Source organism: Flavobacterium flavipallidum, from assembly GCF_038289905.1.
Classification (GTDB): domain Bacteria; phylum Bacteroidota; class Bacteroidia; order Flavobacteriales; family Flavobacteriaceae; genus Flavobacterium; species Flavobacterium flavipallidum.
This window is the reverse complement of the sequence record NZ_JBBYHU010000004.1, coordinates 35,766-62,034: the sequence shown is the minus strand read 5'-3', so window position 1 is coordinate 62,034 and position 26,269 is coordinate 35,766. Positions and strand designations below refer to the sequence as shown.

The following is a 26,269-nucleotide window of genomic DNA, read 5'->3' as shown; positions in this document are numbered from 1 at the left end:
AAAAGCCATTCAATTGAAATGAATGGCTTTTAAAAAATAACAACTTTGCTATTCTTATTTTATCTTGAAAGCTTTTAAACCAGGGAAATAAGCTGTATTTCCTAATTCTTCTTCGATTCTCAATAATTGATTGTATTTAGCCATACGATCAGAACGTGAAGCAGAACCTGTTTTAATTTGACCACAGTTTAAAGCTACTGCTAAGTCAGCAATTGTATTATCTTCTGTTTCTCCTGAACGGTGAGACATAACTGAGGTGTAACCTGCATTTTTAGCCATGTTAACTGCTGCAATAGTTTCAGTTAAAGTACCAATTTGGTTTACTTTAATAAGGATTGAATTAGCAATTCCTTTATCAATACCTGTTGACAAACGTTGAACATTAGTTACAAACAAATCATCACCTACTAATTGAACTTTATCACCAATTTTTTCAGTTAATAATTTCCAACCTTCCCAGTCATTTTCATCCATACCGTCTTCGATAGAGATAATTGGGTATTTAGTAGTTAATTCAGCTAAATATTCCGCCTGCTCAGCAGAAGTTCTTACTTTACCAGTTTCTCCTTCAAATTTAGTGTAGTCGTATTTACCATCTACATAAAACTCAGCAGAAGCACAGTCTAAAGCAATCATAATTTCATCACCGAAAGAATAACCCGCTTTTTCAACTGCTAATTTGATAGTATCTAAAGCATCTTCAGTTCCACCAGCTAAGTTAGGAGCAAAACCACCTTCATCACCTACTGCTGTAGAAAGACCTCTATCGTGTAATACTTTTTTCAAGTTATGGAAAATCTCAGTCCCCATTTGCATAGAGTGAGAGAATGAAGTTGCTTTCACTGGAAAAATCATGAATTCTTGGAATGCAATAGGAGCATCAGAGTGAGAACCACCGTTGATGATATTCATCATTGGAACAGGCAATGTATTAGCAGAAACTCCTCCTACATATCTGTATAATGGCATTCCTAATTCAGCAGCAGCAGCTTTAGCTACAGCTAAAGAAACTCCTAAAATAGCATTTGCACCTAATTTAGATTTATTTGGAGTACCATCTAAATCAATCATCATTTGATCGATTAAGTTTTGTTCGAAAACAGAAGTACCTACAAGTTCTTCAGCAATAACAGTATTAACATTGTTCACTGCATTTAAAACTCCTTTTCCTAAAAAAGCTTTTCCTCCATCACGTAATTCTACAGCTTCGTGTTCTCCAGTTGAAGCTCCAGAAGGTACAGCAGCTCTACCTAAAACACCATTTTCTGTAATTACATCTACCTCTACAGTAGGATTACCTCTTGAATCAAGAATTTGTCTTGCATGAATTTTGATAATAATACTCATCTTACTTAGTTTTTAAATTTTCGGATACAAATATATTCTAAGTTTTTTAAACAAAGCACTATTTTTTTTATTCGTTATCAACGAAAACGTTATAAAAACATTTTTTAAACATAATTTAAAGCAAAGTTTACATTTTACATGCTACAGTCAAGTTACTATAAAAAAAATAGGCTAAACAAAACCGTCTAGCCTAAATTATTTTCTGTAAAAAAATTATTTTTTTAAATTCTCCACAAACTGATCAAACAAATAAGAAGAATCATGAGGTCCTGGACTTGCTTCAGGGTGATATTGTACAGAAAAACAGTTTTTATTTTTCATCCTCATACCCGCAACAGTTCCGTCATTTAGATGCAGATGCGTAATTTCCATTTCAGGATTAGCTTCTAACTCTTCTCTGTTGACCGCAAAACCATGATTTTGAGAAGTAATCTCACCTTTTCCAGTAATTAAATTTGAAACCGGATGATTAATTCCTCGGTGACCGTTAAACATTTTATAAGTCGAAATTCCATTAGCCAAACCAATTACCTGATGACCTAAACAGATTCCAAATAAAGGCTTATCATTTGCTAAAATTTCTTTAGCTACAGCAATAGCACTATCTAAGGGCTCAGGATCCCCAGGTCCATTTGACAAAAAGAAACCATCAGGATTAAACGATGCTAAATCAGCATAAGAAGAATCATATGGAAAAACTTTAATATAACAATCTCTTTTAGCGAGATTACGAAGAATATTAGTTTTGATACCTAAATCTAAAGCCGAAACTTTATACTTAGCATTTTCGTCTCCGAAAAAATAAGGTTCTTTAGTAGAGACTTTAGAAGCTAACTCTAATCCTTTCATATCAGGAACTTTAGCTAAAGCTGCTTTTAATTCTTCAATTGGAGTATCATCTGTACAAATTACAGAGTTCATTGCTCCATTTTCTCTAATATAACTAACTAAAGCACGAGTATCAACATCAGATATACAGATTAAATTGTGTTTTGCAAAATAATCTTCTAAGCTTCCAGAAGCATCTTCTCTGGAATAGTTAAAACTGAAATTTTTACAAACCAAACCAGCAATTTTTATTCCGTTTGATTCTACTTCATTGTCATTAACCCCATAATTTCCAATATGAGGGTTAGTTGCCACCATAATTTGTCCAAAATAAGATGGATCAGTAAAAATTTCCTGATAACCAGTCATTCCTGTGTTAAAACAAACTTCTCCAAAAGTGGTTCCGCTGATTCCGATAGATTTTCCGTGGAATATAGTACCATCACTTAGTAACAGGATGGCGCTTTTTCGTGTTGTGTATTTCATTTGTTATTAAATATGGTGCAAATTTAAATCATTAAAGCAGTGAAAGCAACAATTTTAAAAATTATTTTACAGGTATAAACAACCACTTCCACAAGATGTATTATGTCAGAAAAAATCAAAAAAAAAGGATAAACTAAAAAAATAGTTTATCCTTGATTTTATTGAATGATTACTTTCATAATTATTCAGCAGCTTCAGCAGTTGTATCAGTTTCAGCAGCTGGAGCTTCAGTTGCAGAAGCATCTTCAGCTTTTTTAGCTTTACCACCACGACGGCTTTTTGCTTTTTTAACTTCTTTTTTACCTCCGTTGTAAATTTCGTTAAAATCAACTAATTCGATCATTGCCATATCAGCATTATCTCCTAAACGATTTCCAACTTTAATGATACGAGTGTATCCTCCCGGACGGTCACCAACTTTAGCAGCTACATCTCTGAATAAATCAGTAACAGCATATTTGCTTCTTAAGTTAGCAAAAACGATACGACGGTTATGAGTAGTATCGATTTTAGATTTTGTTATAAGCGGCTCAACAAATTGTTTAAGCGCTTTAGCTTTAGCAACAGTAGTATTAATACGTTTGTGCTCGATAAGAGAACAAGCCATATTAGCTAACATAGATTTTCTATGTGCAGTCTGTCTGCTTAAGTGATTGATTTTCTTTCCGTGTCTCATGACGTTTTTTTTAAGCTTCATCTTGCTCAATCCACTTTGGAGAGCAAATTATGAAGTAATTATTCTTTATCTAACTTGTATTTCGTTAAATCCATTCCGAAAGTTAAATTCTTAACAGCTACAAGTTCATCTAGCTCTGTTAAAGATTTTTTACCAAAATTACGGAACTTCATTAAGTCATTTTTATTGAACGATACTAAATCACCAAGTGTATCAACTTCAGCCGCTTTCAAACAATTTAAGGCTCTCACAGATAAATCCATATCAACAAGCTTAGTTTTAAGCAATTGTCTCATATGTAACGATTCTTCATCGTAAGATTCTGTTTGTGCAATTTCATCAGCCTCAAGTGTAATTCTTTCGTCAGAGAACAACATGAAATGGTGAATTAAAACTTTAGCAGCTTCAGTAAGTGCATCTTTTGGATTAATAGAACCATCAGTTTTAATTTCAAAAACTAATTTTTCATAATCTGTTTTTTGCTCAACACGGAAGTTTTCAATAGCGTATTTTACATTTTTTACCGGAGTAAAAATAGAATCTGTAAAAATAGTTCCAATTGCAGCATTCTGTTTTTTGTTCTCTTCAGCAGGAACATATCCTCTACCTTTCTCGATTGTTAAATCAAGGTTTAATTTGATTCCTGAATCCAAGTTACAGATAACAAGTTCTGGATTCAAAACTTGGAAACCTGAAATGAATTTTTGGAAATCACCAGCTGTTAATTGATCTTTACCAGTAACTGAGATAGAAACTGACTCGTTATCAATATCTTCAATTTGACGTTTAAAACGTACTTGTTTTAGATTAAGGATGATTTCTGTAACATCCTCAACAACTCCTGAAATAGTAGAAAACTCATGATCTACACCTTCTATGCGAACAGATGTAATTGCATAACCTTCCAATGCTGAAAGCAAAACTCTTCTAAGTGCATTACCAACAGTCAATCCATAACCAGGTTCTAAAGGTCTAAATTCGAATTTACCTTCAAAATCGGTTGAATCGATCATGATAACTTTATCGGGCTTTTGAAAATTAAATATTGCCATAAATTTCGACTAAGTCAATTATTATTTGTTGTACAACTCTACGATTAATTGTTCTTTAATGTTTTCTGGAATTTGGATTCTAGCAGGTACAGCTACGAAAGTACCTTCTTTAGTATCATTGTTCCAAGTAATCCACTCATAAACTTGACTTGAATTAGATAAAGAACGTTCGATTGCTTCTAAAGATTTAGATTTTTCACGAACAGCAACTTTATCACCAGCTTTAAGATGGTAAGAAGGAATATTTACAACTTCACCGTTAACAGTAATGTGTCTGTGAGAAACTAATTGTCTTGCACCTCTTCTAGATGGAGCAATTCCCATTCTGAACACTACGTTATCCAATCTTGCCTCACATAATTGTAAAAGAACCTCACCAGTAACTCCTTTAGTAGCTGATGCTTTTTTGAATAAACCTCTGAATTGTTTTTCTAAAATTCCATAAGAATATTTAGCTTTTTGCTTCTCCATTAATTGGATTGCGTATTCAGATTTTTTACCTCTTTTTTTAGCCATCCCGTGTTGTCCAGGAGGGTAATTTCTTTTTTCGAAAGCTCTATCGTCTCCGAAAATTGCTTCGCCAAATTTACGAGCAATTCTAGTTTTAGGACCAGTATATCTTGCCATTTCTAATGAATTAATTAAGGTGGAGATTATGAATTCAGGTCATATCCTTCGATAATCGTACTTCCACCTAGTTATACTTAAATTGATTTATTAAACTCTACGTCTCTTTGGAGGACGACATCCGTTGTGTGGCATTGGAGTAACGTCAATAATTTCAGTTACTTCGATTCCACCGTTATGAATAGAACGGATAGCAGACTCACGTCCGTTACCTGGTCCTTTTACATAAACCTTAACTTTTTTCAATCCAGCTTCAAGAGCCACTTTACTACAATCTTCTGCGGCCATTTGAGCTGCATATGGAGTGTTCTTTTTAGAACCTCTAAAACCCATTTTACCAGCTGAAGACCAAGAAATAACTTCACCTTTTTTGTTAGTCAAAGAAATGATGATGTTATTGAAGGTAGCAGAAATATGAGCTTCTCCCGTTGATTCAACGATAACTTTACGTTTTTTTGTAGTTGCTTTAGCCATATTACTTATTATTTAGTTGCTTTTTTCTTGTTAGCAACAGTTTTTCTTTTACCTTTTCTAGTTCTAGAGTTGTTTTTAGTTCTTTGTCCTCTTAAAGGAAGACCAGATCTGTGACGGATTCCTCTGTAACAACCAATATCCATTAAACGTTTAATGTTTAAAGAAATCTCAGAACGCAATTCTCCTTCAATTTTGAAAGTTCCAACTGCCTCACGGATTGCTCCAATCTCGTCGTCATTCCAATCTTGAACTTTTTTATCTTGGCTTACTTGAGCTTTTTCTAAAATCTCAATAGCTCTACTTTTTCCTAATCCGAAGATATAGGTAAGTGCAATAACACCTCTCTTGTTTTTTGGGATGTCTACCCCTGCTATTCTTGCCATAATTATCCTTGTCTTTGTTTAAATCTAGGATTCTTTTTGTTTATTACGTATAATCTACCTTTTCTACGTACGATAATGCACTCGGCACTTCTCTTTTTTACTGATGCTCTTACTTTCATTGTGAATATCTTTAATATCTATAAGTAATTCTTGCTTTTGACAAATCGTAAGGACTCATTTCTAATTTCACTTTATCACCAGGTAATAACTTGATGTAATGCATACGCATTTTTCCAGAAATATGAGCAATTACAACGTGTCCATTCTCTAATTCTACACGGAACATCGCATTTGACAATGCTTCAATGATTGATCCGTCTTGTTCTATTGCTGATTGTTTTGCCATAATATTAAGCTACTGCTTTTCTATTTTTTCCGCTTTTCATTAAACCATCATAATGTTTATTCAACAAGTATGAGTTGATTTGTTGAATTGTGTCAATTGCAACACCTACCATAATAATTAATGAGGTACCTCCAAAAAACATTGCCCAAGATTGTTGAACATCCATAAGACTTACAACTATGGCCGGGAACACAGCTATTAGAGCAAGAAATAAAGAACCTGGAAAAGTTATCAAAGACATCACTTTGTCTAGAAAATCAGAAGTTTCAGCACCTGGTCTAACACCTGGAATAAAACCGCCACTTCTTTTAAGATCGTCTGACATTTTATTAGTAGGAACTGTAATTGCAGTATAAAAATATGTAAACACAATAATTAAAAGAGCGAATACAAAATTATACCAAAAACCGAACATATTACTAAAAGCACCTACAATAGATTGTGAAGCATCGGACTTAGACAATCCCGCTAAAGCAGCAGGAATAAACATAATTGCTTGAGCAAAAATGATTGGCATAACCCCAGAAGCATTCAATTTCAAAGGGATCCATTGTCTATTTCCACCTAACATATCTTGTTCAAAATCACCAGATGCAGTACGACGAGCATACTGAACTGGTATTTTTCGAATAGCCATAGTTAACAAAACACAAGCAATGATAACTAAAAGCCAAATAATTATTTCAAGTACTAACAACATTGGACCTCCATTGTTGTTTGTAACTCTAGTTGTAAATTCTTGAATAAATGCTTGAGGAAATCTTGCTAAAATACCCACCATAATTAAAAGTGAAATACCGTTACCAATTCCCTTATCAGTTATCTTTTCTCCTAACCACATGGCAAAAATTGTACCTGTAACTAAGATAATTACTGAAGAAAATAAGAATTCAAAAGAATCAAAACCTAATAAAAATGCACCTCCTGGTAAAGTTCGGTAAAGATTATAAATATAAGTTGGACCTTGAACTAAAGTAATAACGATAGTTAACCAACGTGTAATTTGATTAATCTTTTTTCTACCACTTTCTCCATCACTTTGTAATTTTTGCAAATAAGGAATAGCTATTCCCATAAGCTGTACAACGATAGATGCAGAAATATAAGGCATAATTCCTAAAGCAAAAACTGACGCTTTAGAAAAAGCTCCTCCAGTAAACATATCTAAAATTGATCCAATACCTTTTTCAGTTTGGCCAGCAAGACTGTTTAATTGTGTAGCGTCAATTCCTGGAAGAGTAACGTGTGCTCCAAAACGATAAACTAAAAGTAATCCTAAAGTTAATAGAATTCTATTTTTTAGTTCTTCGATTTTCCAAACATTACTTAATGATTCAAAAAATTTCTTCATACTGATTGAAAAATTATAGTGTTACAGCCTCTCCACCAGCAGCTTCGATAGCAGCTTTTGCAGTAGCGGTAAATTTGTGAGCAGATACTTTTAATTTAGCTTTCAATTCTCCTCTTCCTAAAATCTTTACAATCTCGTTTTTAGTAGCTAAACGGTTTTCAACATAAACTGTCATATCAACAGTATCTGTAACAATTCCATTATCTACCAATAATTGAAGCGTATCAAGATTTACACCTTCGTATTCTTTACGATTGATGTTTTTAAAACCAAACTTTGGTACACGTCTTTGAAGTGGCATTTGACCTCCTTCAAAACCAATCTTTTTAGAATATCCAGAACGAGATTTAGCTCCTTTGTGACCACGTGCAGCAGTACCACCTTTTCCAGAACCTTCTCCTCTACCTACTCTTTTATTTTGATTGTGCGTAGACCCTTCAGCTGGTTGTAAGTTACTTAAATTCATAACAGTATTTGTTATTTAGCTTCTTCAACAGAAACTAAGTGTTTAACTTTGTTTATCATCCCAAGGATTGCAGGGTTTGAGTCATGCTCTACAACCTGACCCATTTTACGTAGACCTAAAGCCTCTAATCCTCTTTTTTGATCAAGTGGACAGTTGATTTTACTTCTAACTTGTTTTACTAATAATTTAGCCATAATTTCCTTGAATTAACCTTTAAAAACTTTCTCTAAAGATACTCCTCTTTGTTTTGCAACAGTATGAGCACTTCTCATTTGTAATAAAGCATCAAAAGTAGCTTTTACTACGTTGTGAGGATTTGATGATCCTTGAGATTTTGATAATACATCATGAATACCTACTGATTCAAGAACTGAACGAACAGCTCCACCAGCAATAACTCCTGTACCATGAGAAGCAGGAATTAAGAATACACGTGCACCACCAAATTTACCTTTTTGTTCGTGAGGAACTGATTGACCATTCAAAGGAATTCTCACTAAGTTTTTCTTAGCATCTTCCACCGCTTTCGCGATTGCTTCAGAAACATCTTTAGATTTTCCTAATCCGTGTCCAACAACTCCGTTTTCATCACCTACAACTACAATAGCAGAAAAACCAAAAGCTCTACCTCCTTTTGTAACCTTAGTAACACGATTAACACTTACCAGACGATCCTTTAATTCAAGACCACTTGGTTTTACTAATTCTACATTTTTGTATTTAGACATAATATATTAGAATTTAAGTCCAGCGGCTCTTGCGCCATCTGCTAATGATTTTATACGACCGTGGTATAAGTAACCTCCTCTATCGAATTTTACTGTATCAACCCCAGCTTTTAACGCTTTCTCTGCAACAAGTTTTCCAACTGCAGCTGCAACTTCAACGTTAGTACCTTTTCCTATTTCTTTCTCTCTTGAAGAAGCAGATAATAATGTAACTCCATTTACGTCATCAATTAATTGAGCATAAATTTCTTTGTTACTTCTAAATACAGACAATCTTGGAGCAGCAGCTGTACCGCTAACTGTTTTTCTGATTCTGAATCTGATTCGCTGTCTTCTTTCAGGTTTTGTTAATGACATAATCTTATTTTTTAAGCTGATTTACCTGCTTTTCTTCTTAATACTTCACCTACAAATTTAACACCTTTTCCTTTGTATGGTTCTGGTCTACGGAAACCTCTGATTTTCGCAGCAACAGCTCCTAAAAGTTGTTTATCATAAGATGTTAATTTTACAATTGGGTTCTTACCTTTTTCAGATATAGTTTCTACAATTACTTCTGGAGCAACTTCTAAAACAATATTATGAGAAAATCCAAGAGCTAAATCTAATTTTTGTCCTTGGTTAGAAGCTCTATAACCTACTCCTACCAATTCTAAAGATTTTGTAAAGCCATCAGTTACACCAACAATCATATTATTGATTAAAGATCTGTACAAACCATGTTTTGCTCTTTGATCTTTGTGATCAGATGATCTTTCTACTAAAACTTGATCACCTTCAACTTTTACAGTTACATCCGAAAACTCCTGTGTTAGTTGACCATTTTTTCCTTTTACTGTAATGATACCGTCTTTAACTTCTACAGTTACTCCAGCAGGGATTACAATTGGACTTTTTCCTATTCTTGACATCTTAATAAGTCTTTTTAAATTAGTATACGTAGCAAATTACTTCACCACCTACATTTAATTGCTTAGCTTTCTTTCCAGTCATCAAACCTTTTGATGTAGAAACAATAGCAATACCTAATCCATTAAGGATTCTAGGAATGTTTGCAGAACTTGAATATTTACGCAAACCTGGCTTACTAATTCTTTGGATATCTTTAATAACTGGCTCTTTAGTATCTTTATCGTACTTCAAAGCAATTTTGATAGAACCTTGAACAGTGTTCTCTTCAAATTTGTAACTTAAGATATAACCTTGATCAAATAAAATCTTAGTTATCTCTTTTTTTAGATTAGATGCCGGAATCTCAACAACTTTGTGGTTTGCAGCCACAGCGTTTCTAACTCGCGTTAAATAATCTGCAATAGGATCTGTATTCATATTTATTAATTTGCGGTTATGGTTTTCTCCGAGTCTCTCTCATCGAACCTTTAACCAATTAAAATTCAATTTGTTACCAGCTTGCTTTTTTAACACCTGGTATCAATCCATTATTAGCCATTTCACGGAAAGTTACACGTGAAATACCGAATTGACGCATGTACCCTCTTGGTCTACCTGTTAATTTACAACGATTGTGTAAACGAACTGGTGAAGCATTTTTTGGTAATTTTTGCAAACCTACGAAATCGCCAGCTTCTATCAAAGCTTTTCTTTTCTCAGCATACTTTTCTACCGTTTTTTCTCTCTTAACCTCGCGGGCTTTCATTGATTCTTTAGCCATGTCTTAATTCTTTTTAAAAGGTAAACCTAATTCAGCCAATAATGACTTTGCTTCTTTATCTGTTTGAGCAGTAGTAACAAAAGTGATATCCATTCCTGAAATCTTGTTCACTTTGTCAATATCAATTTCTGGAAAAATGATTTGCTCTAAAACTCCAAGATTGTAGTTTCCTCTTCCATCAAAACCAGTAGCTTTGATACCGTTAAAATCTCTTACACGTGGCAAAGCAGATGTAATTAATCTGTCTAAGAACTCATACATTCTTTCTCCACGTAAAGTAACTTTTGCTCCAATCGGCATTCCTTTTCTCAATTTGAAAGACGCAACGTCTTTCTTAGAGATTGTAGAAACTGCTTTTTGTCCAGTGATCTTAGTCAATTCCTCAACTGCATAGTCGATTAATTTTTTGTCAGATACAGCTGCACCAACTCCACGGCTTAAAACGATTTTTTCCAATTTAGGAACTTGCATTACGTTTTTATAACCGAATTCTTCTGTAAGAGCAGAGATTACTCTGTTCTTATATTCCTCTTTTAATCTAGGTATATACGCCATTACTATAGTACTTGATTAGATTTTTTTGAAAATCTTACTTTCTTATCTCCTTCAACTCTTACACCTACTCTTGTTGTTTCCTTAGTTTTAGGATCAATTAAAGAGATGTTAGAAATTTGGATAGGAGCTTCTTTCTTAACGATTCCTCCTTGAGGATTTTTTGCACTAGGCTTAGTGTGTTTAGACACTAAGTTTACACCTTCAACAATCGCTTTGTTTTTCTCACGGTCAACACTTAAAACTTTACCTTCAGCACCTTTATGGTCTCCAGCAATTACTCTTACGATGTCACCTGATTTTATTTTTAGCTTTATCATCTTATAACGAATTAAAGCACTTCTGGTGCTAATGATACAATTTTCATGAATTGTTTTTCACGAAGTTCTCTTGCTACCGGACCAAAAACACGAGTTCCTCTCATTTCTCCTGCTGCATTCAATAAAACACAAGCATTGTCATCGAAACGGATGTAAGAACCATCAGCTCTTCTCACTTCTTTTTTAGTACGTACTACAACTGCAGTTGATACAGCTCCTTTTTTTACGTTTCCGTTTGGAGTTGAATCTTTAATAGATACTACAATCTTATCACCAACAGAGGCATATCTTCTTTTAGTACCTCCTAAAACACGGATAGTTAAAACTTCTTTAGCACCCGTGTTATCTGCTACTTTTAATCTTGATTCTTGTTGTACCATAATTATTTAGCTCTTTCTAAGATTTCAACTAATCTCCAACATTTAGATTTACTTAAAGGACGCGTTTCGCTAATTCTTACAGTATCTCCAATGTTACAGTCGTTTGTTTCGTCATGTGCAACAAATTTCTTTGTTTTCAATACGAATTTTCCGTATAGCGGGTGTTTTACTCTAGTTACTTGAGAAACAACAATAGATTTATCCATTTTGTTTGAAGTAACAACCCCAATTCTTTCTTTTCTTAAATTTCTTTTTTCCATCTTTCGCAGATTACAAATTATTGCAAGTCTCTTTTAGTAAGCTCTGTAGCCAATCTAGCAATTGATCTTCTCAAACTTCTAATTTGAAGTGGATTTTCAATTGGAGATATAGCGTGAGCTAATTTTAGGTTAGCATAAGCTTTCTTAGCCTGGCTAAGATTCTCTTGCAACTGTGCTGCAGAAAGACCTTTTATTTCTGATTGTTTCATAATAATATAAAATTATGCTTCGAAATCTCTAGCAACAACAAATTTAGTTTTAACTGGTAGTTTTTGAGCTGCAAGACGTAAAGCCTCTTTTGCAACTGATAATGGAACTCCACCAACTTCAAACATAATTCTTCCAGGTTTAACAACAGCAGCCCAGTATTCTACGGCTCCTTTTCCTTTACCCATACGTACCTCTAGAGGTTTCTTAGTGATTGGTTTATCTGGAAATATTTTAATCCATAATTGTCCCTCTCTCTTCATGTAACGAGTAGCTGCGATACGAGCTGCCTCGATTTGACGTGAAGTAAGAAACGCACCATCTTCGTGAACAGATTTAATACCAAACATTCCGTTAGAAAGTTCATGCCCTCTTTGAGCATTACCTTTCATTCTACCTTTTTGTACCTTACGGTATTTTGTTCTTTTAGGCTGTAACATTTTTCTTTAATTTAAAAATTACTTTCTTTTACGAGCGTCTGATTTACCACCTTTTGAAAAGTTAGATTTTCCACGAGGAGCATCACCACCTTTACCACTAGATTGTTTTTTATCCATTCCAGCAAGAGGAGATAATTCTCTCTTTCCGTAAACCTCACCTTTCATGATCCACACTTTGATACCCATTCTACCATAAGTAGTATGTGCTTCAGCAAGTGCATAATCAATATCAGCTCTGAAAGTTGACAAAGGAATTCTTCCTTCTTTGAAACCTTCTGAACGCGCCATCTCAGCACCATTTAAACGACCAGAAATCAAAACTTTGATACCTTCAGCGTTCATACGCATAGAAGCAGCAATAGCCATTTTGATTGCACGTCTGTAAGAAATACGGCTTTCGATTTGACGAGCGATGCTTGTTGCAACTAAATAAGCATCTAACTCAGGTCTTTTAATTTCAAAGATGTTAATTTGAACCTCTTTGTCAGTAACTTTCTTAAGTTCTTCTTTTAACTTGTCTACCTCTTGACCTCCTTTACCAATAATGATACCTGGACGAGCCGTAGTGATAGTAACGGTTACAAGTTTTAAAGTTCTCTCGATAATTACTTTAGATACACTAGCTTTTGATAAACGAGCATGAACATACTTTCTGATTTTGTGATCTTCGGCTAATTTATCACCGTAATCATTTCCACCATACCAGTTAGAGTCCCATCCTCTGATGATACCAAGTCTATTTCCAATTGGATTTGTCTTTTGTCCCATCTTGTTATTAATTTGCTTGTGTGTTATTAATAGCTCCTAACACGATTGTTACGTGATTAGAACGTTTTCTGATTCTGTGTGCACGACCTTGCGGAGCTGGACGAAGTCTTTTCAACATCATTCCACCATCTACTCTGATCTCTTTAACAAATAATCCAGCTTCTTCTAAATTACCTTCACTATTTTTTTGCTCCCAGTTATTGATTGCTGATAATAATAGTTTTTCTAATTTTCTTGAAGCTTCTTTAGAACTGAATTTCAATATGTTAAGTGCTTTTTCTACCTTCTGACCTCTTACCAAGTCCGCTACTAAGCGCATTTTTCTAGGTGAAGTAGGGCAGTTATTCAATTTTGCGAAAGCAATAGACTTATTAGCCTCTTTTCTCGCATCTGCTGTTTCTCTTTTACGAACTCCCATTGCTTCTTTTATTTTTTACCTTTATTTTTTGCTCCAGCATGACCTCTAAAAGATCTAGTTGGTGAAAATTCTCCTAATTTATGTCCTACCATATTCTCAGTTACGTAAACAGGTACAAATTGACGACCGTTATGAACTGCGATAGTTTGTCCAACAAAGTCAGGAGTAATCATAGAAGCTCTAGACCAAGTCTTAACAACTCCTTTATTTCCACCTGCGATGTTTTCTTCTACTTTCTTCTCTAATTTATAATGAACGAAAGGTCCTTTTTTTAATGAACGTGCCATATCTTAATTATTTCTTTCTACGTTCTACGATATACTTATTACTCGGATTTTTCGGAGAACGAGTTCTATAACCTTTAGCTGGTACTCCATTTCTTGAACGTGGATGTCCTCCAGAAGAACGACCTTCACCACCTCCCATTGGGTGATCAACAGGGTTCATCGCAACTGGTCTTGTTCTTGGTCTTCTACCTAACCATCTAGTTCTACCTGCTTTACCAGATACTACTAATTGATGATCTGAGTTAGATACTGCTCCAATTGTAGCTGAACAAGTCAACAAGATCAATCTTGTTTCTCCAGAAGGCATTTTAATTGTAGCATATTTTCCATCTCTTGCCATTAATTGAGCGAAAGTTCCAGCAGAACGAGCGATTACAGCTCCTTGTCCTGGACGTAACTCAATACAAGAGATAACAGTTCCTAGAGGAATTTTACTCAATGGTAAAGTATTACCAATTTCTGGTTGAGCATCAGCACCAGAAACTAATTTCTGACCAACTTTCAATCCATTTTGAGCAATAACATAGGTTTTTTCTCCATCAGCATAAGCTAATAAAGCAATAAAAGCAGTTCTGTTTGGATCGTACTCAATTGATTTCACTGTAGCTGGAATTCCATCTTTAGTTCTTTTGAAATCAATGATACGGTATCTCTGCTTGTGACCACCACCCGTATAACGCATGGTCATCTTTCCTTGACTATTTCTACCTCCAGAGTTTTTTATCGGCGCTATCAAAGAGCGTTCCGGCTTATCAGTTGTAATGGCGTCATAACCATTCACAACTCTAAATCGCTGACCTGCGGTAATAGGTTTTAATTTTCTTACTGACATTGTTATATCTTATTAATATCTTAGATATTGTTGTAAAAATCAATTGTTTCTCCTTCTTGTACTTGAACAATTGCTTTTTTATAAGCATTTGTTTTTCCACTGATTAAACCACTTTTAGTGTATTTTGTAGTTCTATCCGGTCTTACATTAATTGTGTTAACACTCACCACGTTTACTCCATAAGCAGCTTCAACAGCTTTCTTAATTTCAACTTTGTTTGCTTTTTTGTCAACTACAAATCCAAAACGGTTTAAAACTTCACTTTCTTTGGTTACTTTTTCCGTTACTATAGGTTTTATTATGATGCTCATATCCTATTATTTACTTAAATTTTCTTCAATTACCTCCAAAGAACTCTCTAAAAGCACTAAATTATTAGCATTCAAAATAGCGTAAGTGCTTAATTCTGAGTTACTTACAACATTAGACGCTTTTAAATTACGTGACGACAAATATACATTTTTATTGGTATCACCCAACACAAATAATGATTTTTTATTTTCTAACTCTAAAGCTTTCAAAACATTAACGAAATTTTTAGTGCTTGGAGTGTCAAAATTAAAGTCTTCAAGAACGATAATGTTTGCTTCTTTTGCTTTGATAGAGAAAGCTGACTTTCTAGCCAAACGTTTCAAGTTTTTATTCAATTTAAATGAATAACTTCTTGGTCTAGGCCCAAAAATAGTTCCTCCACCTTTAAAAACAGGTGATTTAGCAGAACCTGCACGAGCTGTACCTGTTCCTTTTTGCTTTTTAATCTTACGAGTACTTCCCGCAACTTCAGCTCTTTCTTTAGCTTTATGCGTTCCTTGTCTTTGATTAGCAAGATATTGCTTCACATCAAGATATACCGCATGATTATTTGGCTCAATTGCGAATACTGAATCAGAAAGTTGAACTTTTCTTCCAGTATCTTTTCCGTTGAAATCTAATACTTTTACTTCCATTACTTCTGAATGATTACATAAGAGTTGTTATGACCAGGAACACATCCTTTAATAACAAGTAGGTTCTTATCAGCCACTACTTTTAAAACTCTAAGGTTTTGAACTTTTACATTTTCTCCTCCTGTTCTTCCAGCCATACGCATTCCTTTGAATACTCTAGATGGATAAGAAGAAGCTCCTACAGAACCTGGTGCTCTCAAACGGTTATGTTGACCATGTGTCGCTTGTCCAACCCCACCGAATCCGTGACGTTTTACAACACCTTGAAAACCTTTACCTTTAGACACACCTTGTACATCTACAAATTCTCCTTCTTCAAAAATAGAAACATCGATAAGATCTCCTAATTTTTGTTCAGTTGCAAAATCTTTGAATTCAACGACTTTTTTCTTAGCAACAGTTCCAGCTTTTTTAAAGTGACCTAAAGCCGCTTTAGTGGAATGTTTCTCGTTTTTGTCATCGAAACCAAGTTGCAACGCTTCATACCCGTCAACCTCGTTGGTTCTGACTTGGGTAACGACACATGGACCTGCTTCAATAACAGTACAAGGAATATTCTTCCCGTTCTCATCAAAAAGACTAGTCATGCCGATTTTTTTACCAATTAACCCAGACATAAATATTAATTATTAATTATTAAATATAAAAACAGAACACAATCGTTTAAGTGAGCTGTTTTAAAAAGTGGTGCAAAAGTATAACTTATTTACACACAATCCAAAAAAACTTTTCACTTAAACGAAGTGCTCTAATTTACTCTTGAAAAAAAACCTTAAACTTTGATTTCTACTTCAACTCCACTAGGTAATTCTAATTTCATTAAAGCATCGATAGTTTTAGATGAAGATGAATAAATATCAATCAATCTCTTATATGACATTACTTCAAATTGTTCTCTTGCTTTTTTATTTACGTGCGGAGAACGCAATACTGTAAATAATTTTTTGTGAGTTGGCAAAGGAATTGGTCCTGTTACCACTGCTCCGGTAGTCTTAACCGTTTTTACAATCTTCTCAGCAGACTTATCTACCAACATATGATCGTAAGATTTTAATTTTATTCTGATTTTTTGACTCATTTTCTTAAAGATTAAGCGTTTCCTTTTGCTTTTTTAATTACTGCTTCTGAAATATTAGAAGGCGTTTCTGAATAGTGAGAGAATTCCATTGTAGAAGTCGCTCTACCAGAAGACAATGTTCTTAATGTAGTTACATAACCAAACATTTCTGACAAAGGCACATCAGCTTTAATAGTTTTCGCACCATTTCTATCACCCATGTCATTAACCTGACCTCTACGACGGTTGATATCACCTACGATATCCCCCATGTTTTCTTCAGGTGTAATAACCTCCATTTTCATGATTGGCTCAAGAATAACAGCTCCAGCAGCTTTAGCAACTTCTCTATAACCCATTCTAGCAGCTAATTCAAAAGAAAGAGCATCAGAATCCACCGGGTGGAAAGATCCGTCTAATAAAGTCACTTTTAAACTATCAACTTGGTAACCAGCCAAAGGACCTGTTTTCATAGCTTCACGGAAACCTTTTTCAACAGCAGGAATATATTCTTTAGGAACGTTACCACCTTTAACTTCGTTAACAAATTGCAATCCAACAAACGGCTTACCATCAACTTCATCAGCAGGCTCAACTCTAAATACGATATCACCGAATTTACCACGACCTCCAGATTGTTTCTTATAAACCTCTCTGTGTTGAGCAGATTTTGTAAACGCTTCTTTGTACTCTACCTGAGGCTCACCTTGATTCACCTCAACTTTAAATTCACGTTTCATACGATCTACCAAGATATCCAAGTGAAGCTCACCCATACCTGAGATAATTGTTTGCCCTGAAGCCTCATCAGTTCTAACTGTAAATGTTGGATCCTCCTCAGCTAATTTAGCCAAAGCCATACCCATTTTATCTACGTCAGCCTTAGTTTTAGGCTCAATAGCAATACCAATTACCGGTGCAGGGAATTTCATAGACTCAAGAATAATTGGGTGTTTTTCATCACACAATGTATCTCCAGTTTTAATATCCTTAAATCCTACAGCAGCTCCAATATCTCCAGCTTCGATATACTCAATTGGATTTTGTTTGTTAGCGTGCATTTGGTAGATACGAGAAATCCTTTCTTTATTTCCTGAACGAGTATTCAAAACATAAGAACCAGCATCTAATCTTCCTGAATAAGCACGGAAAAAAGCTAAACGACCTACGAATGGGTCAGTAGCAATTTTAAATGCTAAAGCAGCAAACGGCTCTTTAACATCTGGCTTACGCAAGATTTTAGTTTGATCTTCTTCCAATAACTCAGCATCATCAGGATGAATACCTTGAATTCCTTCTTTATCTAATGGAGAAGGCAAATATTTACATACTGCATCTAACATGAATTGAACTCCTTTATTTTTGAAAGAAGAACCAGCAATCATAGGAATGATAGCCATATCCATAACAGCAGCTCTTAGAGCAGTGTTAATCTCTTCTTCTGTAATAGAGTTCTCATCCTCCATATACTTATCTAAAAGATTCTCGTCATAAGTAGCGATTTCTTCGATAAGAATAGAACGATAATGCTTCACATCATCAATCATATCAGCAGGAATATCTACGATATCAAAAGTTGCTCCCTGAGTAGCGTCATGCCAAACGATAGCTTGGTTTTTCACTAAATCAACAACTCCTTTGAAATCATTTTCTTCACCGATTGGCAAAGTAATAGCAACAGCATTTGATTTCAACATATCTTTAACTTGCTGACAAACTGCCAAAAAGTTAGATCCCTGACGGTCCATTTTGTTAACAAACCCCATACGAGGAACTTTGTATTGATCAGCAAGTCTCCAGTTAGTTTCTGATTGTGGCTCAACACCATCAACAGCAGAAAACAAGAAAACCAATCCATCCAATACACGTAAAGAACGGTTTACCTCAACAGTAAAGTCAACGTGTCCAGGAGTATCAATAATATTAAAATGGTATGGTAACGATTCTGGCAACAACTTACCTTGCTCCGTTGGAAAATTCCACTCACAAGTTGTAGCAGCAGAAGTAATTGTAATACCTCTTTCTTGCTCTTGTGCCATCCAGTCCATTGTTGCAGCACCATCGTGCACCTCACCAATCTTATGTGACTTACCTGTATAAAAAAGAATACGCTCAGTTGTAGTTGTTTTACCAGCATCAATGTGAGCCGCAATTCCGATATTTCTTGTATATTTTAAATCTCTAGCCATTTCTCTATGAATTAAAATCTAAAATGAGAGAAAGCCTTATTAGCTTCTGCCATCTTGTGAGTATCCATTCTTTTCTTAACAGCTGCCCCTTCTTCTTTAGCCGCAGCTAAACACTCAGAAGCCAATCTTTGCGCCATAGACTTTTCATTTCTTCTTCTAGCATAAAGGATCAACCATTTCATTGCCATAGAAATTTTTCTGTCTGGGCGAATTTGCATTGGAATTTGAAATGTAGCTCCACCAACACGACGACTACGTACTTCTACGTGAGGCATAACGTTAGTTAAAGCATCTTTCCAGATTTCTAATGAAGTTTTCTCGTCATTTTGCTTTTTAGTTTCAATGATATCAATTGCATCATAAAACACTTTAAAAGCTGTAGATTTTTTACCATCCCACATTAAGTTATTCACAAAACGTGTTACCAATTGATCATTAAATCTTGGATCTGGCAAAAGAGGTCTTTTTTTGGCCTGTCTTTTTCTCATGTCTTTTTTTTAATAAAAAGTTTCGGGTTATCCGTTAAATGTTATGTGTTACTAATCAAAACCAAAGCTCCGACTCAACCCCTTAACTCCTAACCTCTAACTCTTAACGTTTTAAATTACTTTTTTGCTTCTTTTGGGCGTTTAGCACCATACTTAGATCTTCTTTGCGTTCTTCCAGCAACACCTGATGTATCAAGCGCACCACGAACGATGTGATATCTAACTCCTGGTAAATCTTTTACCCTTCCACCCCTAACTAATACTATCGAGTGCTCTTGTAGATTGTGACCTTCACCCGGGATATAAGCATTCACTTCATTACCATTTGTCAAACGCACACGCGCAACTTTACGCATCGCTGAGTTTGGTTTCTTTGGTGTAGTAGTGTAAACACGCGTACAAACCCCTCTTCTTTGAGGACAAGAATCTAAAGCAACCGATTTACTCTTCTTAGTTATCTGAGTTCTTCCAGTTCTTACTAATTGTTGAATTGTTGGCATAATTAATACTAAAAATTATTATGTAAATTAAATTCCCGCTTTTTACGGGGTTGCAAATGTATAAATTATTTTTTACTCTACAAATGTTAATTCATTAATTTTCAAAGAGATTGTTTTTAACAAATCAAATAACCCCAAAAAAAAGTCAGAAAAACAAAAAGAACCTATAACAAAACCAAAATTTTTAAAAAAAATCACTCAACAATCACACAAAAATCAAACTAAATTAATCATCAATATCACTTTTATAACATATTAAAATAAAATTGTTAAATGTTAAATTTGATATGCACGCATAAAATACTTCATTTTGAATTTGGAGAATTAACAATTTATTAAGATTTTTGCTTACAAGAACCCAAAACCCACATTCAATGAACCCAAAACTAAATGCGTTACTATCATTATTTATCGTAATGATATTCCAACTTTCTTACTCACAAGAAAGAATCGTAAGTGGTACTGTTAATGATAAAGCAGGACTTCCACTACCAGGCGTTAGTATTTTAATCAAAGGAACACAGCTTGGAACACAGACCGATTTTGATGGAAAATTCAAAATCAAAGCTTCAGCATCGCAAACACTGATCTTTAGCTTTATAGGAATGAAAACACAAGAAAAGCTAGCAAACTCAACCACAATTTCAGTAACTCTGATTGACGATGCGGTAGAGCTTGAGGGTGTAGTCGTTACAGCATTCGGAATTAAAAGGAATCCAAAAAAACTTGGTTACTCTACTAGCTCAGTAAAATCAGAAAATATTACTGAAACATCCGAACCTGATTTAACAAGAGCTCTTTCTGGAAAAGTTGCAGGTGTAAATGTTAATTTTTCAACAGGCGTTGCTGGTGCTGCCAACCAAATCACGATTAGAGGAACCAATTCATTAACAGGAAACACAAATCCTTTAATCATTGTTGATGGTGTCGCATACAGTAATAACCAAGTAACTAGTTCTAGTCAAGTAACTGGTGGTGGTGGTTACGAAAGTGCTCTATCAACATTAGACCCTAACGATATTGCGGAGATCAATGTACTTAAGAGTACTGCAGCTGCCGCGCTCTATGGATCAAGAGCAATGAATGGTGTTATCGTTATTACGACTAAATCAGGCTCTTCTAAATTCAAAAAAACAGAAAAATTAAATGTAAACGTCGGAATTGGTTCATATTTTGAAACTATAGCAAATCTTCCTGAATATCAAAATACATATGGAGCCGGAACACTATTTGAATATGGAAATGTGAACGGTTCATGGGGAGCACGTTTTGATTCATTAGAAACCATACCTACTTGGCCATCATTACTTGCTGCATTCCCAGATAAGTTTGGAGCTACAGTTCCTTATGTAGCAAAACCAAATAATGTAAAAGATTTATTTAGAACAGGACTTGTATTAGATAAAACAATTGGATTTAATTACTCTGGAGAAGATGGTAATTTCAACGCAACATTATCTAATATGTCACAAGACGGATATATCCCTTACAACTCTTACGATAGAACATATATGTCTGCTGGTGGAAACTTTAAATTAAGCAAAAAATTAACCGTTGGCTCTAATTTTAGTTATTCTAAAACAAAACAAATTGGTGGTTTCTTTGGAGAAAATCAATATGATGGAGCAGCATCATCATTTGCAAGAACTTTATTTTTAGCACGTAACTGGGATTTCAACCTACCATATGAAGATCCAATAACCGGAGCATCCGTAATTCCAAACGGAACAGGATACGATCATCCGATGTGGTCTTGGAAACACGATCAAATTACAACAAACACAGACAGGATAGTTGCTGGTTTAAATCTAAACTATACGTTTAATAAAAATATTTCAGCCTCTTATAGAGTAGGTATCAACAACTACAAACTTAATCGTGATGAAGTCAGAGATATTGGCTCACGAGCTGATAATGGAAAAGGTTCTCTTAAAAAAGACTTTTACATGAATCAAGATATTGAGTCTACTTTATTAATTAATTTCAACTATGATTTAACAGATAAAATTAATTTAGCAGCAATCATTGGTAACAACTTACTACAAAACGAATTTACGAGACAAACCAATCTTGGAAATGAATTTATTGTTCCTGACATTTTCAACCTAAGAAATGTAAAAACAATAAAAAGCATTACCGATGAGACTGCTCAAAAGAGAAATGCAGGTGTATTTGCGGATTTAACTTTATCTTACAATGATTATCTTTTCTTAAATGCAACAGCAAGAAAAGACTGGAGTTCTTCATTACCAAAAAACAACAATACCTACTTCTACCCTTCTGTAAGTGCTTCTGCAATTATTACCGATGCTTTCGATATAAAAAGCGATGTTTTAACTTTTGCAAAAATTAGAGGAAGTTTTGCAAGAGTAGGACGAGATATAGATGCTGAATTCTTGAGAATTTCTTACGAACTAGGAGATGCCTTTAATGGACTTCCAACAATTGGAAATAGTACAACTCTAGGTGATCAAGCAATTACTCCTGAATTCTCAAACGAATTTGAAATTGGTACCGATTTGGAATTTTTCAATCGTCGAATAATGCTTGATTTAAGTTTATATCATAAAAAAACAACCGATTTATTAACACCAGTAACTGTACCTGCTTCATCTGGTTACCAAGAATACAACACAAATGCAGGTGATATTTTAAATAAAGGTATAGAAGCCAATTTAACATTAATACCTATCCAAACAGATAATTTTAAATGGACATTTGGAACCTTATTTACAAAAAACAAAAATGAAGTTACCAAACTAAGAGAAGGATTAGAAAGAATCCAACTTGATCCAAATGAAGTTGGGTATGCCATACCTGGACAACCTTTCGGTGTATTTTACGGTTCAAAATTTGCGCGCGATAACGATGGTAACTTCTTAATTAATGAAAATGGAGGCGCTATTTATGAAGACACCAAATTAGGAATTATTGGAGACCCAAATGCAGATTTTAAAATCACATTTAACAATACATTCAAATACAAAGGATTTACTTTAGCATCACAATTTGACTGGAAACAAGGCGGCGATATAAGCTCAGTAACCATTCAAAGTTTATTAGGAAGAGGAGTAACCAAAGACACTGAAAACAGAGAAAGAACTTTCATAATTCCAGGTTATTATGCTGATAGCGACCTTAATCCTATATTAGATGGTCAAGGAAATAAAATCCCAAATACAATCCAATTAAGTATGAATGAATTATATTTCTCACCAGCTGGTGGAAATACATTTGCTATCAACAGTGTAGACGAAGCTTCAATATATGATGGTACTGTATTTAGACTAAGAGAATTGAGTTTAACTTATGATGTACCGAATAGTATTCTAAAGAAAACTGCATTTGGAAAAATGAGCTTTAGCATCATTGGAAATAATTTATGGTATTTTGCTCCAAACGTTCCTAAATATACCAATTTTGACCCTGAAGCAACCAGCTATGGTTCAAGTAAATTACAAGGAATAGAAACTTCAGCAGCCCCAACTGCTAAAAGACTAGGATTTAAAGTAAACTTAACATTTTAATCAGATGAGACTCATAAACAAAATAATATCAAGCAAAAAGATAGTAGTCCTATCTATAATTTCTACAATGTTTTTAAGTTGTGAAAATTACCTAGATGTAGACACAGATAAAGATTACCCAACAGTGGCTCCACTTAATTTTTTATTAACAAACACACAGGTGAGCATTTCAGCAATTGGAGGCTATAATGACAATATGGGAAGAATCTTATCTACCTATACCCATCAATTCACTTCGAGAGAGGATGAAGACCAATATGGAGTTAAGGTTGACGACATACCTTTAGAAAACGACTGGAATGCCACTTATTTAGCACTAACTGATTTAGAAACACTTATTTCTCAAGGCACTAAAAGTGAAGATTTAATCTATGTTGGTATTGCTCAGTTAGAGAAAGCTTACATAATGGCAAATGCCGTAGATTTATGGGGTGATGTTCCTTATAGCGAAGCCACTAAGTTAACTAGTGGAATCATTTCTCCTAAGTTTGATGATCAAAAGGAGATATATGCCTCAATTTTTCAACTTATAGAAACTGCCAAAACAAACATAAAGACAGGAAAAGGTTTAAAACCAAGTACTGACGACTTAATTTATGGAGGTAAAACTGAAAAATGGATTCGTTTTGCAAATACTTTCAAATTGAAATTATACAATCAGACACGTTTAACATCGGATTTTGATACAGCAGGCTTTAACGCCTTAATTGCAGAAAATAATTTCTTCCAATCAATAGAAGATGATTTTCAATTTAATCACTTTGACGCTATTTCTCCTTCTTACCAAAGAAATAGTTTATTCAAAGAATCCTATGAAAGTACCCAATTCGGAACCTATCAAAGTCCATGGTTTTATGAAATATTAAAAGGCGTTAATCCAAATATTCATAATGGTAATCCAGACCCTAGAATGAATTATTATTTTTATAACCAATTACAGCCAGGTGAATTTCCAGCTGACCAAGGAGATGCTACTACAGGAGATCCAAACGCTGATTATTGGGATGCTTCAACAGGATTTTTCAGTATAAGATTTGGAAGCACAGGTCCTGACAGAGATAAAAGTGCCGAAAATTCATATACATACCCAGGGATTTTTCCCGCAGGTGGAAGATATAACGATGGCGAAGGTGGTTCTGTTGCTGTTTTAGATGAGGAATTTTCTGGACGAGGAATTGCCCCACATAGAATCTTAACTTACGATGAGTATTTATACATCAAAGCAGAATTAATACAAACTGGAATATTAACAACTGGAAATGTAACAGATGTTTTAGAATCAGCATTAAGAGCTAGTTTTGCCAAAGTTGATCAGGTCGTAGCAAACAGTAAAACAACTCAAACAGTTCCTGAATTAACAGGTTCTACTCAAGTTGAAACTTTCATTAGCAAAATAATAACCGAATTCACAAATGCTAATACTGCTAAAAAATTAGAAATAATCATGACTCAAAAATGGGTTGGAACTTTTGGTGATCCTGCAGATCAATACACAGATTACAGAAGAACAGGTTATCCAATTTTAGCAAATCCAAAAAGCACTAGTCCAGAATACCAACTTAATAACGATGATGGATTCGATCTAGATGATTCACAAACTGTTTTAAACAACAATTTCCAAGTTTCATTTTACTGGCCACAAAACGAGTTAAGTAATAATGCTAACTCGCCAAACCAAAAAAACCCTTCAACATATAAAATCTTTTGGGCTAACTAAAAAAAATATCATGAAAAAAATAAAATCACTTATTGTGCCTTTATTATTGATAGTGTCAATAATAGCATCTTGTGAAGATGACGGAGGAAAATCAAAAAAAAATTTAACTATTGGTGCAACACCTAACTTAACAAAGTTGAGCACATCTGATCAAGCCATAAATTATATTGCTCTCAAAAATGAAGAGAACATAGATTTAGGCTTCACAGTTGAACCACTTTATGGAAATATCGCATCAGCAGATATTGTTGGTTTTTATTACACTTCTGAAGGAGTAGAGAGAAAAGTTTTTATGTCTAATGTTACTGAATTCCCATACACTATGCATTTAGATCAAAACGATCTATATGATGCCTTTTCAATTGATAATGCAGATGATATTCAAGTTTCTGACAGATTAATTATTACTACAAATTTGACTTTAAAAGATGGCAGAATAATAAAAATGTACTCAGATGAAGGAGTAAAAAATTATGGAGCAGACGTATCTAATCAGTCATACTATAATCCTGCATTGACTTATATTATATCATGCCCATTGAATGATGCATCTCAATTTAATGGAAACTATGAAGTTGTTGAAGATGCATGGGCTGATTATGAACCTGGTGAAATAGTACCATTAGTATATGATAGTAATTTTGGATTATTGAAATTTAAAATTTTAAACACTAACAATCCATATATTGACAACACTGACTCCTACTATATTGTAACAATCGACCCTTCTAATTCAACAGTAACATTAGTTTCAAATGTAAATCTTAATTACACAGGCTGGTTATCACTACCTGTAACAGGTACTGGAACTGTAGGTTCTTGCACAGGTGATATAATTTTATCAATGAATTTTGGACCTTACGAAAAGTACAATTTTGAACTTAAAAAGGTTGCTAATTAAAAAATATTCGAATTTAGAAAAAAGCATCTCACTCATAGTGGGA

General features: G+C 34.3%; 37 protein-coding genes. 3 read left to right on the top strand and 34 right to left on the bottom strand.

Annotated elements, in window-relative coordinates; translation table 11 throughout:
* Positions 1 to 54: 54 nt before the first annotated feature.
* The 34 genes from eno to rpsL form a co-directional block, all read right to left on the bottom strand.
* Positions 55 to 1,347 (bottom strand): phosphopyruvate hydratase, encoded by a 1,293-nt coding sequence (eno, locus tag AAEO59_RS03345; protein ID WP_341699322.1) that lies wholly within the window; start codon positions 1,345 to 1,347, stop codon positions 55 to 57.
* A gap of 213 nt (positions 1,348 to 1,560) precedes the next feature.
* Positions 1,561 to 2,661, bottom strand: coding sequence for a glutamine-hydrolyzing carbamoyl-phosphate synthase small subunit (carA, locus tag AAEO59_RS03340; protein ID WP_341699321.1), 1,101 nt, complete (start codon positions 2,659 to 2,661; stop codon positions 1,561 to 1,563).
* 181 nt (positions 2,662 to 2,842) lie between these two features.
* Positions 2,843 to 3,337: a 50S ribosomal protein L17 gene (gene rplQ / locus AAEO59_RS03335; RefSeq protein ID WP_341699320.1), complete on the bottom strand. Its 495-nt coding sequence runs from the start codon at positions 3,335 to 3,337 to the stop codon at positions 2,843 to 2,845.
* Between the two features lie 59 nt (positions 3,338 to 3,396).
* Positions 3,397 to 4,389 (bottom strand): DNA-directed RNA polymerase subunit alpha, encoded by a 993-nt coding sequence (locus tag AAEO59_RS03330; RefSeq protein ID WP_341699319.1) that lies wholly within the window; start codon positions 4,387 to 4,389, stop codon positions 3,397 to 3,399.
* Between the two features lie 21 nt (positions 4,390 to 4,410).
* Positions 4,411 to 5,016, bottom strand: coding sequence for a 30S ribosomal protein S4 (rpsD, locus tag AAEO59_RS03325; RefSeq protein WP_341699318.1), 606 nt, complete (start codon positions 5,014 to 5,016; stop codon positions 4,411 to 4,413).
* Positions 5,017 to 5,106: 90 nt separating this feature from the next.
* Positions 5,107 to 5,490, bottom strand: a complete 384-nt coding sequence (rpsK, locus tag AAEO59_RS03320; protein WP_026714629.1) for a 30S ribosomal protein S11 — start codon at positions 5,488 to 5,490, stop codon at positions 5,107 to 5,109.
* A gap of 8 nt (positions 5,491 to 5,498) precedes the next feature.
* Positions 5,499 to 5,873: a 30S ribosomal protein S13 gene (gene rpsM / locus AAEO59_RS03315; protein ID WP_341699317.1), complete on the bottom strand. Its 375-nt coding sequence runs from the start codon at positions 5,871 to 5,873 to the stop codon at positions 5,499 to 5,501.
* Positions 5,874 to 5,875: 2 nt separating this feature from the next.
* Positions 5,876 to 5,992: a type B 50S ribosomal protein L36 gene (gene ykgO, locus AAEO59_RS03310; RefSeq protein ID WP_002987490.1), complete on the bottom strand. Its 117-nt coding sequence runs from the start codon at positions 5,990 to 5,992 to the stop codon at positions 5,876 to 5,878.
* An 11-nt stretch (positions 5,993 to 6,003) separates the two neighbouring features.
* On the bottom strand, positions 6,004 to 6,219 hold the full coding sequence (gene infA, locus AAEO59_RS03305; RefSeq protein WP_026714631.1) for a translation initiation factor IF-1: 216 nt from the start codon (positions 6,217 to 6,219) through the stop codon (positions 6,004 to 6,006).
* Between the two features lie 4 nt (positions 6,220 to 6,223).
* Positions 6,224 to 7,570, bottom strand: a complete 1,347-nt coding sequence (gene secY / locus AAEO59_RS03300) for a preprotein translocase subunit SecY (protein WP_066329347.1) — start codon at positions 7,568 to 7,570, stop codon at positions 6,224 to 6,226.
* Positions 7,571 to 7,583: 13 nt separating this feature from the next.
* On the bottom strand, positions 7,584 to 8,036 hold the full coding sequence (gene rplO, locus AAEO59_RS03295) for a 50S ribosomal protein L15 (RefSeq protein WP_341699316.1): 453 nt from the start codon (positions 8,034 to 8,036) through the stop codon (positions 7,584 to 7,586).
* A gap of 11 nt (positions 8,037 to 8,047) precedes the next feature.
* A complete protein-coding gene (rpmD, locus tag AAEO59_RS03290; protein WP_026707002.1) occupies positions 8,048 to 8,230 on the bottom strand; it encodes a 50S ribosomal protein L30 in 183 nt (60 codons plus the stop codon).
* Positions 8,231 to 8,242: 12 nt separating this feature from the next.
* Positions 8,243 to 8,767: a 30S ribosomal protein S5 gene (gene rpsE / locus AAEO59_RS03285; protein ID WP_085949269.1), complete on the bottom strand. Its 525-nt coding sequence runs from the start codon at positions 8,765 to 8,767 to the stop codon at positions 8,243 to 8,245.
* A gap of 3 nt (positions 8,768 to 8,770) precedes the next feature.
* Positions 8,771 to 9,121 (bottom strand): 50S ribosomal protein L18, encoded by a 351-nt coding sequence (gene rplR, locus AAEO59_RS03280; protein WP_341699315.1) that lies wholly within the window; start codon positions 9,119 to 9,121, stop codon positions 8,771 to 8,773.
* An 11-nt stretch (positions 9,122 to 9,132) separates the two neighbouring features.
* On the bottom strand, positions 9,133 to 9,675 hold the full coding sequence (rplF, locus tag AAEO59_RS03275) for a 50S ribosomal protein L6 (RefSeq protein WP_278036361.1): 543 nt from the start codon (positions 9,673 to 9,675) through the stop codon (positions 9,133 to 9,135).
* A gap of 19 nt (positions 9,676 to 9,694) precedes the next feature.
* On the bottom strand, positions 9,695 to 10,093 hold the full coding sequence (gene rpsH / locus AAEO59_RS03270) for a 30S ribosomal protein S8 (protein WP_026714636.1): 399 nt from the start codon (positions 10,091 to 10,093) through the stop codon (positions 9,695 to 9,697).
* A 73-nt stretch (positions 10,094 to 10,166) separates the two neighbouring features.
* On the bottom strand, positions 10,167 to 10,436 hold the full coding sequence (rpsN, locus tag AAEO59_RS03265; protein ID WP_066329354.1) for a 30S ribosomal protein S14: 270 nt from the start codon (positions 10,434 to 10,436) through the stop codon (positions 10,167 to 10,169).
* Between the two features lie 3 nt (positions 10,437 to 10,439).
* Positions 10,440 to 10,991, bottom strand: coding sequence for a 50S ribosomal protein L5 (gene rplE, locus AAEO59_RS03260; protein WP_341699314.1), 552 nt, complete (start codon positions 10,989 to 10,991; stop codon positions 10,440 to 10,442).
* Positions 10,992 to 10,993: 2 nt separating this feature from the next.
* A complete protein-coding gene (gene rplX, locus AAEO59_RS03255) occupies positions 10,994 to 11,308 on the bottom strand; it encodes a 50S ribosomal protein L24 (protein ID WP_341699313.1) in 315 nt (104 codons plus the stop codon).
* Between the two features lie 11 nt (positions 11,309 to 11,319).
* The gene (gene rplN, locus AAEO59_RS03250; protein WP_026714640.1) at positions 11,320 to 11,688 is read right to left on the bottom strand and encodes a 50S ribosomal protein L14; all 369 of its coding nucleotides are present in this window, start codon (positions 11,686 to 11,688) and stop codon (positions 11,320 to 11,322) included.
* 2 nt (positions 11,689 to 11,690) lie between these two features.
* On the bottom strand, positions 11,691 to 11,948 hold the full coding sequence (rpsQ, locus tag AAEO59_RS03245) for a 30S ribosomal protein S17 (protein WP_026714641.1): 258 nt from the start codon (positions 11,946 to 11,948) through the stop codon (positions 11,691 to 11,693).
* Positions 11,949 to 11,965: 17 nt separating this feature from the next.
* On the bottom strand, positions 11,966 to 12,157 hold the full coding sequence (gene rpmC / locus AAEO59_RS03240) for a 50S ribosomal protein L29 (protein WP_341699312.1): 192 nt from the start codon (positions 12,155 to 12,157) through the stop codon (positions 11,966 to 11,968).
* Positions 12,158 to 12,169: 12 nt separating this feature from the next.
* Positions 12,170 to 12,595 carry a 50S ribosomal protein L16 gene (rplP, locus tag AAEO59_RS03235; protein ID WP_026714643.1) on the bottom strand — a complete coding sequence of 142 codons (426 nt, stop codon included), beginning with the start codon at positions 12,593 to 12,595 and terminating at the stop codon, positions 12,170 to 12,172.
* A gap of 18 nt (positions 12,596 to 12,613) precedes the next feature.
* The gene (rpsC, locus tag AAEO59_RS03230) at positions 12,614 to 13,363 is read right to left on the bottom strand and encodes a 30S ribosomal protein S3 (protein ID WP_066329360.1); all 750 of its coding nucleotides are present in this window, start codon (positions 13,361 to 13,363) and stop codon (positions 12,614 to 12,616) included.
* A 7-nt stretch (positions 13,364 to 13,370) separates the two neighbouring features.
* Complete coding sequence (gene rplV / locus AAEO59_RS03225) at positions 13,371 to 13,781, bottom strand: 50S ribosomal protein L22 (RefSeq protein ID WP_341699311.1); 411 nt, start codon at positions 13,779 to 13,781, stop codon at positions 13,371 to 13,373.
* A gap of 8 nt (positions 13,782 to 13,789) precedes the next feature.
* Complete coding sequence (rpsS, locus tag AAEO59_RS03220; RefSeq protein ID WP_024981511.1) at positions 13,790 to 14,068, bottom strand: 30S ribosomal protein S19; 279 nt, start codon at positions 14,066 to 14,068, stop codon at positions 13,790 to 13,792.
* Positions 14,069 to 14,075: 7 nt separating this feature from the next.
* Complete coding sequence (gene rplB, locus AAEO59_RS03215) at positions 14,076 to 14,900, bottom strand: 50S ribosomal protein L2 (protein ID WP_341699310.1); 825 nt, start codon at positions 14,898 to 14,900, stop codon at positions 14,076 to 14,078.
* Positions 14,901 to 14,920: 20 nt separating this feature from the next.
* Entirely contained in the window at positions 14,921 to 15,211 is a 291-nt protein-coding gene (rplW, locus tag AAEO59_RS03210) for a 50S ribosomal protein L23 (RefSeq protein ID WP_066329368.1), read from the bottom strand.
* Positions 15,212 to 15,217: 6 nt separating this feature from the next.
* Complete coding sequence (rplD, locus tag AAEO59_RS03205) at positions 15,218 to 15,847, bottom strand: 50S ribosomal protein L4 (RefSeq protein WP_341699309.1); 630 nt, start codon at positions 15,845 to 15,847, stop codon at positions 15,218 to 15,220.
* Positions 15,847 to 16,464, bottom strand: coding sequence for a 50S ribosomal protein L3 (gene rplC / locus AAEO59_RS03200; RefSeq protein ID WP_341699308.1), 618 nt, complete (start codon positions 16,462 to 16,464; stop codon positions 15,847 to 15,849). Before rplC ends, rplD begins: the two co-directional genes overlap by 1 nt.
* 155 nt (positions 16,465 to 16,619) lie before the next feature.
* Complete coding sequence (rpsJ, locus tag AAEO59_RS03195; RefSeq protein ID WP_007803605.1) at positions 16,620 to 16,925, bottom strand: 30S ribosomal protein S10; 306 nt, start codon at positions 16,923 to 16,925, stop codon at positions 16,620 to 16,622.
* 11 nt (positions 16,926 to 16,936) lie between these two features.
* A complete protein-coding gene (fusA, locus tag AAEO59_RS03190; RefSeq protein ID WP_341699307.1) occupies positions 16,937 to 19,093 on the bottom strand; it encodes an elongation factor G in 2,157 nt (718 codons plus the stop codon).
* 11 nt (positions 19,094 to 19,104) lie between these two features.
* Positions 19,105 to 19,581 (bottom strand): 30S ribosomal protein S7, encoded by a 477-nt coding sequence (gene rpsG, locus AAEO59_RS03185; protein WP_026714651.1) that lies wholly within the window; start codon positions 19,579 to 19,581, stop codon positions 19,105 to 19,107.
* A 116-nt stretch (positions 19,582 to 19,697) separates the two neighbouring features.
* Positions 19,698 to 20,081 carry a 30S ribosomal protein S12 gene (gene rpsL / locus AAEO59_RS03180; RefSeq protein ID WP_007136570.1) on the bottom strand — a complete coding sequence of 128 codons (384 nt, stop codon included), beginning with the start codon at positions 20,079 to 20,081 and terminating at the stop codon, positions 19,698 to 19,700.
* Positions 20,082 to 20,455: 374 nt separating this feature from the next.
* On the opposite strand from rpsL, the gene AAEO59_RS03175 reads away from it, so the two are divergent.
* The 3 genes from AAEO59_RS03175 (at position 20,456) to AAEO59_RS03165 (ending at position 26,226) form a co-directional block, all read left to right on the top strand.
* The gene (locus tag AAEO59_RS03175) at positions 20,456 to 23,608 is read left to right on the top strand and encodes a SusC/RagA family TonB-linked outer membrane protein (protein WP_341699306.1); all 3,153 of its coding nucleotides are present in this window, start codon (positions 20,456 to 20,458) and stop codon (positions 23,606 to 23,608) included.
* Positions 23,609 to 23,675: 67 nt separating this feature from the next.
* Positions 23,676 to 25,325 (top strand): SusD/RagB family nutrient-binding outer membrane lipoprotein, encoded by a 1,650-nt coding sequence (locus tag AAEO59_RS03170; RefSeq protein ID WP_341699305.1) that lies wholly within the window; start codon positions 23,676 to 23,678, stop codon positions 25,323 to 25,325.
* 10 nt (positions 25,326 to 25,335) lie between these two features.
* Positions 25,336 to 26,226: a hypothetical protein gene (locus AAEO59_RS03165; RefSeq protein ID WP_341699304.1), complete on the top strand. Its 891-nt coding sequence runs from the start codon at positions 25,336 to 25,338 to the stop codon at positions 26,224 to 26,226.
* Positions 26,227 to 26,269 lie beyond the last annotated feature (43 nt).